A 14,047-nucleotide genomic window follows, 5' to 3' on the forward strand; every position below is an offset into this window, starting at 1 on the left:
CTCCCCCTTTGCTTGATCCCATCAATCTATTCGTGAAGTGCCTCCCATAGCCCGGCGCCAAGCATGTTGGCTGCGGTCTGCTTGCGATAATGTTCCGTTGCAAATGCATCACCATAAGTCGTAAATTCGCTTGCCACAGCAGCTGCAAGAGTTGCCGCTTGCATGACAGAAGCTTCGCTACCAAAAAGCCGTTGTTCCGACTCCAGAAGTCGCATCGCCATGCCTGAGCCTCCACCAGCCGCAATCGCAATCTTGGTCCAGCGGTTATCCAAATCAATCTCACCGTATAACGCAACCGTCACCAGCGAAGCACTGAACGTCTCCCGTCGACCCAGCTTGCGGTAAAAGGAAACTTCTCGTGCAGCAGGTCTGTGCTCACTGTTCACATCGAACATAGATGACGGTCTCATCGGGATTTGAATCGAGATTAATACATCACCTGGATTACGGCTGCCATCCCGTCCACCCTGAAGCCAGGAAGACACACTACGGATCTCAATGCCGCTGTCTGTCAACCAGTGCAGCTCCGCATCATATACAAGCAAAGCAGGCAGCGTATCCCCTACTCCGGACACAATGTTCCCGCCAATGGTTGCCACATTTCGAATGGAAGGAGCAGCAATTGCATTCACCGCTTCTTGCAGGATCGGCAGTTGATGCAGCAACGCTTGTGCAGCACATTCCTTTAATCGGGTCATCGCGCCAATGACCATCTCATCTCCACGAATAGATATACCGCTCATTCCTGGAATACGAGCCAGACTAATCATGTGTTCAGGCACTGGAACCAAGCCACCCTCCCACTGGGTTCGTAGCAATGTTCCACCTGCCGAGAAACAACATATCCCCTTGAGTCTACTTCTCAACGTTTGCAGTTCTTGCAGGTTCTCAGGTTGCCATACCGATGGCATGGCTCCAGAACCGTATGCCGGTGTTACCATCGCTGCATCCCCTTTCTCTCTCTTCCTTGGGCAGGAAATTCAATCGTCTGATCCAAATAATTCTTCAAATCATATGAGAGTTCAGCAGCAACGTCAATTACCTTTACATCGTTTTGGATAAATGTATAAAACCTGCGTTCTATTTGTGCTTGATGCATCATGATCTATCGAAAGCTAACATTGGCTCTCTTTCACCATACTTGAAAAGAAGACAAATAGGCCAACCAGACTGCCTGGCTGACCTGATCATGTAATTAAATTATACATAGTTAATAATCTTCTCCTGTTATTTAGTCTGTCTGCTGTGATTCATATACATGACTCAGAATGCGTTCCAATTCCGGTTCTGTATCTGCATCCCAGAAACTAGTCTCAGACAGTGGCACATGTACACCTGAATAGTTAGCGCTGCGCATAATCTTACGTGCCCCCTCATCTCCATGCAAGGACAACAGAGGACCGAACATATGGGAGCGAAAAGCAACGGGCGGCTTGCCTCCCTCACCGTCGGTAGCTGTGACATAGTCACATAACTTATGGGTAGCCAGTTCTGTAGTCACCCGATTAATATCCTGCGTTTTTAATAAAGGCTGATCCCCCAGAAGCATGAGGATGCCCTCCGGTTTGTACTGCATGGCCGACAATACGCCAGAATGAAGAGAATTGGCCATGCCGCAGGCATAGTCAGCACAGACCACAATTCGAAGTCTCGCTGTGGGATGGTAGGCATACGTAGCAGAATCAAACCATTTTACAGGTAGCCATGCCAGCGAATCTTCCGGTTTGACCACACAGACCACTTGATCCAACTCCGAATTCAACGCAGCTTCCAATGACCATGCAGCCAGTGACCTTCCGTCAGGCATGACAACCGAGAGTTTATCCCGACCAAGGCGACGACTCTTACCTGCTGCCAGAACTATGCCCGTCATTCGCATGTGCAACGCTCCCCCTCTGCACCTCAGAACTCAAGGAAGAAACCTTATGTTTACATGCGATCAATTCCGCTGCAATGCTGATGGCGATCTGTTCGGGACCGTCTGCTCCGATGCTCAAACCAACGGGAGAATGCACATATTTCAACGGTGGTAAGCCATCCAGCAGACGGGCTGTTCGTGTTTTGGAACCCATGATGCCAAGATACGCGTACTCACAGTCCACTACCATCTCCAACAGTTCACGTTCGCGGGGAAAATTGTGACTCATTAAAATCAAATAATCTCCGTTGTTTACGTTTAACAGAGGCATAATCTCACGTGGGAAACCAAGTACAAGTTCAGCTTCAGGGAACCTTTCCGAGGTGCATAAGGACTCTCGCCAATCGGCTACAACTACTCGGAATCCTGCGGATTGGGCGAGTCTGGCAACAGGAATAACATCATTCCCGGCTCCGATGATAATCAGGCGAGGTTTAGGCGTGTACAGCGAAGTAAGTTGCTGCGGGAGGTCCCAGGGATTCGTTGAAACCGCGTTGTTTGTCGCTATTTCAGCATCAGACTCAGAGATATGTTGTGAATCACCGGATAGATGGGAAGAGTGAGATTCGTTTGACAAAACAGGTACCACTTCAGGCACAAGCGTAAGGCGAGGTATGTCGGGAGAATATTGTTTTGATGCCATATATTCATGCTTGATATTACCACTGCTGTGTTGTACATCAACCTGCAATGAAGCTGGATTATTGTTCGTCACGCGATCATGAGGTGGGACGAGCGAAGGACGCAAGATTGGCTGGCGCCGAGTACCCGTTGGTTCAATCCGTTTCCAGCCATATTGAACCCTTGTGTAACCATCTTGGAACGTTCGGGTTAACGCTGTTGCAGCGCCGGATTGAAAACACTCTTGCATCTTCTGCAACGTATATCGGAGTTCACCACACACGGGTTCAAGCAACACAACAACGAGTCCGCCGCAGCCAATCGTCTCACCCCAGGACAGATCATCCTCGGGACGCATGTCGTATTCCGCGAATTCCATCTGCTTCGTATCCAGCACATGGCTCACCCGGGCCTGAAGATCACTCTCCAGACATCCCGGACTGATACTGCCAACCATTTTGCCATCCTCAGTCAACAGCATAGAGACTCCCTGCTTACGGTAAGCATGACCCTCTACCTTAATCGCTGTTGCGAGCACGCAGCGCGTTTCACGGGCTGCAATTGCACACAGATCATGCATTTCCATAGCGGTCTCCATCCTTTCTGGAATTGCATAAACTTCCTTCGATCAGATACGTTTCATCAATCTCGAAATACTCTTATCCGACTCACGCAGCACAATGCCACGATCAATCGTCTGGATCTTACGATTCTTGAGGACAATGCTGCCATCGATAATAACGGTGTCCACACAACTTCGTGTTGCAGAATAGACCACACGGGAATAGACATCCGTCTCATAGGAAGGGTACGTGTGGAAATCATCCAGATCCAGCAGCAACATATCTGCCTTTTTGCCCACTTCGAGACTGCCAATTTCCTTCGACAAGCCAAGCACCTCTGCACCGCCCATGGTAGCCATACGCAATACGGTCCGGGCATCCATCACCGTTGGACCATGAGGAATCTTCTGCATTAGGGCCGTGAGGCGCATCTCCTGAAACATATCCAGATTGTTGTTGCATGCGGCGCCATCTGCCCCGATTCCAACCGCGATCTGTCGATTCAGCAGATCAGGAATATCCGCTACCCCGGAGGAAAGCTTCATATTTGATCCTGGACAGTGAGTGACTTTGACACCGCGCTTGCGGATGATCTCCTTCTCTTCCTCACTCAGCCATACACAATGAGCAAGCACCAGTCTAGGGGTTGCCAGACCGATATGATCGAGGTATACGATGTTACGCATCCCGCGTTCGTGTTCTACCAGTTCGATCTCTCCGCGATTCTCGGAGGCATGGGTGTGGACTTTGACATGATATTTATTCGACAGGTCGCGCACCTCTACCAGCAATTCTTCGGTACACGATACAACGAAGCGTGGACAGAAAGCATATTGAATGCGACCTCCGCCAAACCCGTTCCATTTCTCCAGCAGATCCACACTCTGTTGCAGCGAAGTTGCTGTATCCTCACGTAGGGGTTCCGGAACCTCGTCCCCATGATCCATCATCACTTTGCCAGAGATGACCCGGATGCCGCTCTGTGCCATCGCCTGAAACGCCGAGTCCGTGTGATGTACCGTCTCCATATCCAAAATGGTCGTGGTTCCGCTGGAGATCAATTCGCCCAAACCGAGCATTGCCGAATAATACACGGACTCCTCATCATGTGCTGCTTCCAGCGGCCAGATGCGTTGACGGAGCCAATCCATCAGTTCCAGATCATCCGCACGTCCACGGAACAAGGTCTGACATAGATGAATATGCGTCTGGATAAAGCCTGGTAACAGTACTTTGCCGCGAGCATCAATGACTTGGTCAGCTTGCACGTCGATGTGCGCTGCGATCTCCTTGATTTTGTTATCCTCGATCAACAGATCTCCGATGAACACTTCCTCTTCTGCATTCATCGTCACAAGCTGTGCGCCTTTCAGCAGGATCGTTCCCATGCCAATCTCCCCTATCTGTGTCTGTCTATATAGTACAACTCATACATATTTACACTTTCACTCCAATGACAGATTAACCTTCCGCTCACTGTCTGTTACCATCCAATAGCCATACCATCGCCCCTAGGGTCTGCCGCGCCGCTAATCATGCCGTCCTCACGAATGACAATGCCTTGCGACTGTCCCATAATTCCGTCCCACGGCGCTCTGGCTTCAACGTTATGTCCCCACTGGGCAAGGGTTGCACATACGTCATCATGATATCGGTTCTCCACACGCATCGTATCGCCTTCTTCGCCCCAGGTACGTCCGTACACCCAACGCGGCAGGCTGATCGCTTCCTGAATGTTGAGCCCGTAATCAATCACTCCGGTAAGCACCGATAATTGTGTCTGCGGCTGCCCTTCTCCTCCCTGTGTACCCACGAGCATATATGGTTTTCCATCTCGTGTAACAAGGCCCGGCATGAGGGTATGGAATGAGCGTTTGTTCGGTTCCAGTACGTTGGCATCTCTCGGATCTAGGGAGAAAAACGACCCCCGGTTCTGCATGATAACCCCCGTATCCCCTGGAACATAGGCTGCACCGAAGTCAAAATACAGGCTTTGGATGAATGAAACGGCATTGCCTTCGCTATCAACCACCGCTGCATATGCCGTGTCCTGACCTATCGTTTTGGACAAAAAAGGCTGTGCCACAGGTGGAGCAGACTGAATCTCATTCCACAAATGGTCTCCGTAACTCTTGGACAACAGAAGATCAAGCGGAATGTCCCTGAAATCCGGGTCCGTCAGATAACGGTCACGATCACGAAACGCCTTTTTCACCACTTCCGCCATCAGATGATAGAATTCCGGTGAGGTACGTGCTACAGAGGACAGATCCGTATGCTCCAGCATATTTAACATCATCAGCATCGAGAATCCCTGCGAGTTGGGCGGCATCTGATGAACTTCATAGCCACGATACCCCGTACTGACCGGTTTCACCCACTCGCCCCGATGGCCTGCAAAGTCTGCTGGGGCAAGCATGCCCCCATCCTCACGAATAGCTGAAGTCAGACGATCCGCGAGTTCTCCTGTATAAAAAGTATCTCGCCCTTCCGTCTGAATCAGACGAATGGAGGCAGCAAGATCAGGCTGGATCAGCAGTTCACCTTCCTGCAAAAGTGTACCCAAAGGCGCAAATACCGCTCGCAGCGGTGTATGGCCCATAATGAAATCTTCATCCCTTTCCATCCACAGGCGGAGATTCCGGGATACAGGGCATCCTTTTTCCGCATACTGTGCGGCAGGTTCAAGCAACTGCTCCCACGGTAACTTACCGTACCGGGACCAGACTTCCCACCAGGCATCCACCATTCCCGGAACCGTGATGGCACTAAGCACACCGCGCTGAGGGATGGCATTCATGCCCATCGCTTTGAACGTATCCGCATGAATGCCTGCGGCTGAGCGGCCACTTCCGTTATAAGCGGTAATCTCACCGCTCGTTCCATCATGAATCAGGAAGAAGGCGTCCCCTCCAAGTCCGGTCATATGCGGATATACCACACCCAGAGCTGCACTGACCGCAACAGCAGCATCATAAGCATTACCGCCCTGCTGGAGGATAGAACTTCCAACTGCACTCGCTAGATAATGAGGAGAGGTGACCATAACCTCTCTGGAGATTGGCATCTGGTTTAACATAAGGCACCCTCCTTCCCTGCATACACATCCAATGCGGCCTGCACCGCTTCACCGGCAGGTAATATGTGACGATGACGTAATAGAACAGCTTCCAGCGCTCCGAGCACATGAAGTACGTTTTTGCGTTGGCAGCTGAATCCCATTGTACCAATCCGCCAGATCTGTCCTTTCAACGGTCCAAATGAACTGGCTATCTCAATGCTGAAATCGTTCAGCAACATGCTGCGCACCGATTCACCATCAATCCCCTCCGGAATCGTGATACAGGTGACTACCGGAAGTTTACTGGACATATCCCCATACAACTGTAGTCCCATTCCCTGAATTCCAGCGACCAACGCACGTTCATTCACCAGATGTCTCTGGAACCTTGCCTCCAATCCTTCTTGCAGCAGAATACGCAAACCTTCGTGAAGACCGTAGAGCATGGAGGTAGCTTCTGTATGGTGGTTCAACCGTGCTGAACTCCAGTAATCCTGCAATTGGCTCAGGTCAAAATAATTGCTGGCAATCGTGCGGCCTTCTGCCCTCGCACTGGTTGCATCTCGCAGTCCGCGTTCAACTGTTTTGCGGCTCATCAGTTTCTGCTCCACTCGACTGTTGTATGTGAGAGGTGCCATCCCTGAAGGAACAGACAGGCATTTCTGCGTACCACCCATTACCGCATCCAGATGCCACGCATCCGTCTCCACCGGAGTCCCACCAATGGTAGCCACAGCATCCACAACGAGTAAAATATCAAGATCACGACAGGCTTTGCCAATCTCGGCAAGGGGCTGCATCTGTCCGGTAGAAGTCTCACCGTGAACCATCGCAACCAGACTTGGTTTATGGGTATGGATCGCCTTGATCACCTCTTCCGGATCAAATACCGTTCCCCATTCCGTTTCGAAAAAGACAACCTCGGCACCACAGCGTTCCGAGATTTCAACAAGTAGATGTCCGAACCGTCCGTAGATCGGGACGAGAACTTTGTCACCAGGCTGAATTAGACTGACCAACACAGCTTCAATGCCTGAACGGGATGTGCCATCTACTGGATAACACCACTCGTTATCTGTCATATATAGCTCACGTAGCATCGCCATCGTCTCATTCATCAAAGATGTGAACTCTGGGTCAAACTGCCCCAGGATCGGAAAGGATAATGCTCTTAGCACACGCGGATCAACCTCAACGGGTCCCGGGGTCATAATGGTCCGCAAGGACGGAGATAACTCTTTATAGTTGGACATCTGCATTCAACTCCCGTAACCGTATTTATAGAGTAGCCGGACCAGAACCTGAAAACCGTGCATCAGGTCTGCTTCAGCTGTATATTCAAGTGGATTATGACTAATACCGTCCTGACTCGGCACAAAGATCATGGCCGTCGGACAAGCCGGCTGAAAAATCTGCGAATCATGTCCCGCGCCGCTTGGCATTAACCAGTAGGACAACTGCTCCTGCTCACAGGTATCCTGAATGTCTGAGATCATCTGTGCGTTCATGGGAATAGGTGTGACGGATAGATGCTCTTCCCAGTCCAGTACAAGCTGCTGCTCGGCTGCGATACGACTAAATGCCTGGAGCATATCCTGCCAGCAGCGATCAATACTCTCCTGCCGGATATGACGGATATCGAGTGAAAACACCGCCCGTGCTGCAACTACATTCCCAACACCCGGATCGGCCGTGATTCGCCCAACCGTGGCTACAAGCGGTTCTCCTGCATCCAATGCGACACTCCTTACCACAGTAATCATCTCGGCTGCTCCGGCAAGTGCGTCTTTGCGCCAGGACATCGGCGTCGTTCCTGCGTGATTCGCTTCCCCGCTTACGGTAATACTGAACCGCTTCTGACCTACGATATCGGATACAACTCCAATCGAATGTCCAAGACGTTCCAGAACCTGACCTTGCTCAATGTGAAGCTCAATAAAGGCACCGTAATTTTTCGCGGCAGGTCTATATGCACTATCGGGTCCAAAACCCGCATCCCGGATCGCTTGTGTAAAGGTAACGCCGTCTTGATCCTTCAAATGTTCTACGTCTTCCAGAGCCGTTATGCCTGTTATACTGCGTGAACCCCAATACGCAAAAGGGAATCGACTTCCTTCTTCTTCGCATAACGATACCACTTGAAGTGTGCGCTTCGGTGCTCCGAAATGCTTCTGCAAATACTCCAATGCCAGGACTCCCGCCACCACACCGTAAGCACCATCATATTTGCCGCCATAAACCACCGTATCAATATGTGATCCGGTCACAATCGGCAATTCTTCAGCACCAGTCGCTGATTCCTTACCCTCACTCTTGAGTGTGCCATACAGATTACCGGACTGGTCAAATTCGGGAGACAGCCCTTTCTCCTGCATTTTTGCTGCAAGGGCACCTTGTGCTTCACACCAAGCCGAGTCATACAACAGTCTTGTAACGCCGCCCTGTGCATCCGCGCCATATGTCGACAGCCAGTCAAGCATGGCTTGCAGCTCCACCTGTTCCACATCCGGCAAAGGAAGAGGTGCATTATTTGTACCGGATGACCGGTATACTCCAGACTCTGTCATGACGTCTCCTCCGTTCCCGCTTCGATAGGACTAGAAGAGTAAGCCGTAATGTGTTGCCCGAGAGGCACAGGAGATAATCCGGATTCCGAGTTGTAAACACGCTGCCCACGGCAAAATACGTCTGCAATCTGACAGTTAAATGTACGTCCCACATAAGGGCTCTGTTTATGCGTATAGAGCAGATCCTCTGTGTTCAGGCTTGTGCTTCTCTCCCAGTCAATCAGGACCAGATCTGCATCTTTGCCAATTGCAATCTCCCCTTTACTCTCCAGACCAAGCCTTCTGGCAGGCTGCAGGGAGAGCACTCTTCCGAGCAACGGGAGGTTGATATTACGCTGAAGATGTCCGTCCTCCAACATAATCAGCAGTGTGCTTTGCGCTCCGGATATACCGCCCCAGATTTCAAAAAAGTTATCGGATTGTTTCATGGATGGCGGACATGGAGAATGGTCTGAGGCAATAACATCAATTAATCCTGACGTCAGTGCATCCCATAATTGCTCCTGTTCGGAAGAGCTGCGAAGCGGTGGAGCACATTTTGCTACAGCACCCAATCGGACCACATCCTGATCGATCAGCGTCAGATAATGAGGGCATGTCTCCGAAGTCACATCCTGCCCACGCCGTTTTGCTTCTGCAATTAGATCCAGGGCTTCCCGGGTACTAATATGCACAAAATGCAGCGCACACCCGGTCTGTTCACCGTATCTCAATGCCCGCGCAACCGCGACGACTTCGGCTTCCACAGGACGGGACTGGACATAGTCCATCGGTCCAGTCCTTCCCTCTGCAATGCTTTTCACGCCGAGTTCGGCAACCATGCCTTCGTCCTCTGCATGAAGTGCCAGCACACGGTTTAATTTGGCAAGTTCATGCATCCCGTCCAATAGCGTATGGTCATCGGCTCTGGCAAAAATATCTTCCCCATCTCCACCTGGCTCGGACATAAATGCCTTGAATCCGGCAGCACCCAACCCTGCCAGTGGAGCAAGTTCCTCACGATTGCCGGGAACCAAACCTCCCCAGAAGGCATAATCAACATAGGATTGGTCGGCAGCTGCTTTCTTTTTCATCTCCCATGCTTCCGGCCTTGTGGTTGGTGGTACACCGTTAAGCGGCATATCGACATAGGTCGTGATTCCCCCTGCGGCAAGAGCTGCCGAACCCGATCGAAATCCCTCCCAACTGGCGAGTCCGGGTTCATTGAAGTGTACATGAATGTCCACGACACCCGGCATCACTGTAAGCCCCTCAGCTTCTATGATGCAAGTTGCTTCACCAGCGGTCAGCCGCGTGGATAGTTCCGTTATTTTTTCACCAGTTATACCAATATCCAGTTGTTCTACCCGATCTCTCAGCACCACCCGGGCCCCCCGGATGATGGTATCAAATGTTGTCATGTGGATGACCCTCCTCCTGAATCAGAACCGGATGTGTGCATGTTCAGCTTCCCCGGTATGTACTGTAACCTCCTGGAGCAATCAATAATGGAATATGGTAATGGCTTGATGCATCTGATACGGCAAAACGAATCGGAACAATCGTCCATAATGCCTGGCCTAGCTCCTCCAACGAACGCTGTGCGTAATAACTCTCGACATGGAATTGAAGCTCATATATGGCTGGCTCCAACTTGCCTCCATCCAGCAGCGGTGCATCCAAACGTCCATCCGCATTGGTCACCGATTCAGCCACTTTTGTCTTGCTTTCCTGCTCCCCATCCCTCTTCAGGGTATACAGCTCGATCTGAACACCCGCAGCAGGCACACCTTTGGATGTATCCAGCACATGAGTTGTAATTCGTCCATCAGACAGCGCCATTAGACGTCACCTGCTTTCCTGGAGTCACGGCCGTCTGTTCCCAGATCATCCCTTGTCATCGAGAAACCCTGGAATCCATATGGCGGTCTCGGCTCGGTAAACACTTTGCCTTCTCCCTCTTTCACTTCCTCCAGCACTGTCTCCCATGTCCGATTGTTCGACTCAAATGAAACCTCACTCAGTTGCTCAAATCGACTTAACAACCTTCGTCCAATCTGGTAGATCAGATGTTGAATGGAAGCGGATCGACACTCATGAAATACCGCAGCAGCCAAATCTCTGACCTGTTCCGCCGCTACATACCGTCCACGCTGATCGTCCATGCCATCTCTCGGATCTTCATAACGCCAATTGATATTCAGGAAAATAAATAACGGTCGATCCCATGTCTCTGGAAGAGTGGTATATTCATCCTGCATGAATCCGGCAAATTCACTGCCTTTGACCTTGATCAGTCTCAGATCGGCTACACCACTGAAATGGTTGCTGAGTTCAATCGAGTCTCCTGATCGTTCTGCTTCCACGGCAGCTGTCGCCCGATCATTCTGCGAATAACGAAATACGAGCGCACTCGGTCGATAACTTCCTTCTAATCCAATGGGTATATCTTCAAACGGAATCTGGTCCGCTGTCATCTGAACCTTGCTCATCTGCGGATACGTCTCCAGGAAACGCCGACTTACCCGCGCAAGAAATCCTTCCACCGTCGCTCCTGTGTAATCCGCTGCATGTTTGAGAATGAAATTTTTCATCGAATCGGTTGCAACCACCAGCGAATTATCCCCTTCTGCAAAAGAAGGCAAGAATTCATCCCCCTGGACAGCCACCTTGATGTTCAATCCAAACAGAATATTGCTGCGTCCCATAAAAGGAGATTCCGGAATGGACTGTATACCCGTCAACGGTTTGGCGTAGGAACGGTACATCCACACATCCCCTTTGCCGTAATACATCGTCCGCTGCTGCACTACGGCTCGCTTGCTCACGAACTCATGTTCATGACCGATCTGTGCAAGCCACTGCTCCAAACGAATGCCCGCTATCTTGAATACTTCCTTCAATGCAGTCTCGAATTCTTCTTCCCTGCCTCGGCGATGACGTTGCCTCATGGATTCGAGGATGGAGCTTGCGGTATGGCCTTTTACGGCTAATATGAAAGGAAAGCCAAATTGGCTTGTATATGCTTTGTTTAATTGTTGAAGTTCGTTGTGTTGCTCTTGTGAGAGTGAATCAAGTCCTGCACCAACCTGCTCCTGAACGGAGTTGCTGCTCATGCTGATTCGCGCTCCAAGATCCGGGTGATTTCGAAGCAACTGCAACTTCACCTGTTCATCCGATGCCTGAACCACGTTTTTCATCACTTTCATCATCTGTTCAAATGAATCAAAAGGTCGTGAAAGCCCGGCACGCTCAGCCACCCATGGTGATTCCTCAAATAAGCCGCCAAACGCATGCACAAACTGTGTGATAGACCAGTTGTTAACAAGTTTAATTAAGTCGCTCATGTTAGAACCTCCGGTCTGTTGTGGATTATTGTTCTTCATTCTAAGTGCCGTTCAATGTCGCGACAATAATATTTACGCAATTTTGTAATATAACATAACATCAGAGTTGTGATTTGTTTGCTGTGCACGGGAAGATCAGCTTTTGTTGTCCTCAAACATGAATAAACCGCACTCCATCAAGGGAATGCGGTTCTTGGGGGTCTAACCCGGTAGCATTGTCATGCTGCACAATGTGTGGTCTAGAGTTGGGCATTGTGCGGTCTTGCAACTGCTTTGTCCCGCACGAACTTGCGGAAGGTGAATACCAGCTTTAATTTAAGCAGATCATTCGTTTTCTTAAAGTCCATTTGCAGCAAGCTGCCAACTTTCTCCATCCGATAAGTGACCGTGTTGCGATGCACAAACAGTTGCTTGGCAGCTTCATTGATCAGCCCATCATTCTCGATAAAGGACTCCAATGTATTCATCAGCACCTGATTGGGATCACCATCCCTGGCAAGTAGTGGTTCGAGTACTTTATTGCAGTAGTTCTCCATGATGTTATCCGGTACGTGTTGGAACACATAGGCAAATTCGAGCATTTCAAATTGCAACGCACGGTCTTTCATGCCGAACCGACGAGCCAGTTGTCGTGTATCCAGACACTCCTGGTATGCTTCACGGAGCGATTTGGGCTCATGTTTCATTTTGCTGATCCAGAAACGCGGAGCCGGTGCCCCTTTTGCTTCTTGCGCTGCCAGAACATCACCGAAACGGCTCAAGAGAAAACTTGACAGCTCTTCTCCATAATCTCGCCCTGTTGGACAGGTGTAGATGGACAGAATGCCATCCTCAATCTGAAAATGCTGTGAGGCCGTGAATTGCATCAGCGGATTGTATTGCAACTCACGATGAATCTGTTTAAGTAGCTTTCCCTCGGCAAACAGAGTCGGCTCAAGTGTAATCAATACGCACTGATAGGTTCCCTGGAACAGATGTACACCTTTGTTTTCACTCAAAGTGGTCAATTCCTGAACAGTCATTTTGTTATCCAGATACTGTGAAAGCAGTGTACGCATCTCATCTTGCACGGTCGGATTAATATGCTCGCGATAAGTCATATCCATATAAAATGCCAGCACATCGGCAGCCTGTTGAAACAGCTCTTCCTCTGCTCGAAGCGATAGGGCTGAATCCGTAAACACAAGCAACGACCCGTACTCTTCATCATTTTGCTTGATGGGTACGCGATGACAACTTCCCTGATTCCATTTCACCCGGTGCATGACAGATTTCCAAGGCCAGCCTTGGGTTACAGCATCCCCTGCAATGCCTTCACTACCATACAGCACATGCCCACGTGAACCAATGACGGCAAGCGGATAGTTCAGCACCGTGGCAAGTTCGGCAAACACATTCCGATGTGGCTGCTGTTGCAGCGCAAACTGCATTAATTTTTTCTGCTTTTGCACAACCTCATGCAACAAACGGTTGCTACGTTCATGTTCAGCCTTGAACAAGGCATTCATCTGGTCGGAGAAGGTGAATTGAAAGGGGAGCTCAAGCAGTGGCAAACGAAGTCGATCAGCTTCCTCGACAATACCTTGGGGAATGGACTGCCAGAAACGTCCCAGCTTGATGCCGAGTCCTGCGCAGCCGCGTTCATTCAAACGTCGCATCAAACGTAGTGCATCCGTCTCACTGTCTTTCATAATAAAAGCGGTGGTGAACAACATTTCTCCGGATTTGATCCAATCCGCGATATCAGGAGCGTCCATGACATTAACGGATTTCATCATCCGTGAAGTCCCTTCTCCACCCGCAACCAGTTTGGCCTCTGACAACGGGTACACCTGTAAAGCCTCTTTAACCGTAAGTTGCATGGACACTACCTCCCATATATATAACACAATGTTATGTCATTCTGGTTAACGAAACTAAATTTCGCATTGTTTTTCTAATTAAATCCATATTTATGCGTTCAACTTTTATTTGTTGTTAAGTATTATAAC

The 14,047-nt window shown here is 50.0% G+C and carries 12 protein-coding genes; all 12 read right to left on the reverse strand.

What is annotated here, in order from left to right:
- Nucleotides 1-26: 26 nt before the first annotated feature.
- The gene (locus MHI48_RS17370) at nucleotides 27-941 is read right to left on the reverse strand and encodes a xanthine dehydrogenase family protein subunit M (protein WP_076328580.1); all 915 of its coding nucleotides are present in this window, start codon (nucleotides 939-941) and stop codon (nucleotides 27-29) included.
- Entirely contained in the window at nucleotides 935-1,102 is a 168-nt protein-coding gene (locus MHI48_RS17375) for a hypothetical protein (RefSeq protein ID WP_218640998.1), read from the reverse strand. The genes MHI48_RS17370 and MHI48_RS17375 overlap by 7 nt, the downstream gene beginning before the upstream one ends.
- Before the next feature lie 129 nt (nucleotides 1,103-1,231).
- Nucleotides 1,232-1,879, reverse strand: coding sequence for an NTP transferase domain-containing protein (locus tag MHI48_RS17380; RefSeq protein ID WP_076328579.1), 648 nt, complete (start codon nucleotides 1,877-1,879; stop codon nucleotides 1,232-1,234).
- Entirely contained in the window at nucleotides 1,845-3,137 is a 1,293-nt protein-coding gene (locus MHI48_RS17385; protein WP_083677442.1) for an XdhC/CoxI family protein, read from the reverse strand. The genes MHI48_RS17380 and MHI48_RS17385 overlap by 35 nt, the downstream gene beginning before the upstream one ends.
- Before the next feature lie 30 nt (nucleotides 3,138-3,167).
- Nucleotides 3,168-4,490, reverse strand: a complete 1,323-nt coding sequence (locus MHI48_RS17390) for a 5'-deoxyadenosine deaminase (RefSeq protein WP_076328577.1) — start codon at nucleotides 4,488-4,490, stop codon at nucleotides 3,168-3,170.
- A 95-nt stretch (nucleotides 4,491-4,585) separates the two neighbouring features.
- A complete protein-coding gene (gene ggt, locus MHI48_RS17395; protein WP_405141247.1) occupies nucleotides 4,586-6,181 on the reverse strand; it encodes a gamma-glutamyltransferase in 1,596 nt (531 codons plus the stop codon).
- Nucleotides 6,175-7,416, reverse strand: a complete 1,242-nt coding sequence (locus MHI48_RS17400; RefSeq protein ID WP_047843323.1) for an alanine--glyoxylate aminotransferase family protein — start codon at nucleotides 7,414-7,416, stop codon at nucleotides 6,175-6,177. The genes ggt and MHI48_RS17400 overlap by 7 nt, the downstream gene beginning before the upstream one ends.
- A gap of 6 nt (nucleotides 7,417-7,422) precedes the next feature.
- Entirely contained in the window at nucleotides 7,423-8,730 is a 1,308-nt protein-coding gene (locus tag MHI48_RS17405) for a Zn-dependent hydrolase (RefSeq protein WP_405141249.1), read from the reverse strand.
- The gene (gene allB, locus MHI48_RS17410) at nucleotides 8,727-10,130 is read right to left on the reverse strand and encodes an allantoinase AllB (protein WP_405141251.1); all 1,404 of its coding nucleotides are present in this window, start codon (nucleotides 10,128-10,130) and stop codon (nucleotides 8,727-8,729) included. Before allB ends, MHI48_RS17405 begins: the two co-directional genes overlap by 4 nt.
- Before the next feature lie 43 nt (nucleotides 10,131-10,173).
- Nucleotides 10,174-10,551, reverse strand: coding sequence for a hydroxyisourate hydrolase (gene uraH / locus MHI48_RS17415; protein WP_405141253.1), 378 nt, complete (start codon nucleotides 10,549-10,551; stop codon nucleotides 10,174-10,176).
- Nucleotides 10,551-12,056 carry a factor-independent urate hydroxylase gene (pucL, locus tag MHI48_RS17420; RefSeq protein WP_405141255.1) on the reverse strand — a complete coding sequence of 502 codons (1,506 nt, stop codon included), beginning with the start codon at nucleotides 12,054-12,056 and terminating at the stop codon, nucleotides 10,551-10,553. The genes uraH and pucL overlap by 1 nt, the downstream gene beginning before the upstream one ends.
- 239 nt (nucleotides 12,057-12,295) lie before the next feature.
- Nucleotides 12,296-13,918: a PucR family transcriptional regulator gene (locus MHI48_RS17425; RefSeq protein ID WP_405141257.1), complete on the reverse strand. Its 1,623-nt coding sequence runs from the start codon at nucleotides 13,916-13,918 to the stop codon at nucleotides 12,296-12,298.
- Nucleotides 13,919-14,047 lie beyond the last annotated feature (129 nt).

It is taken from the genome of Paenibacillus sp. FSL H7-0942 (genome assembly GCF_045040715.1).
In the GTDB taxonomy this organism is placed as follows: domain Bacteria; phylum Bacillota; class Bacilli; order Paenibacillales; family Paenibacillaceae; genus Paenibacillus; species Paenibacillus amylolyticus.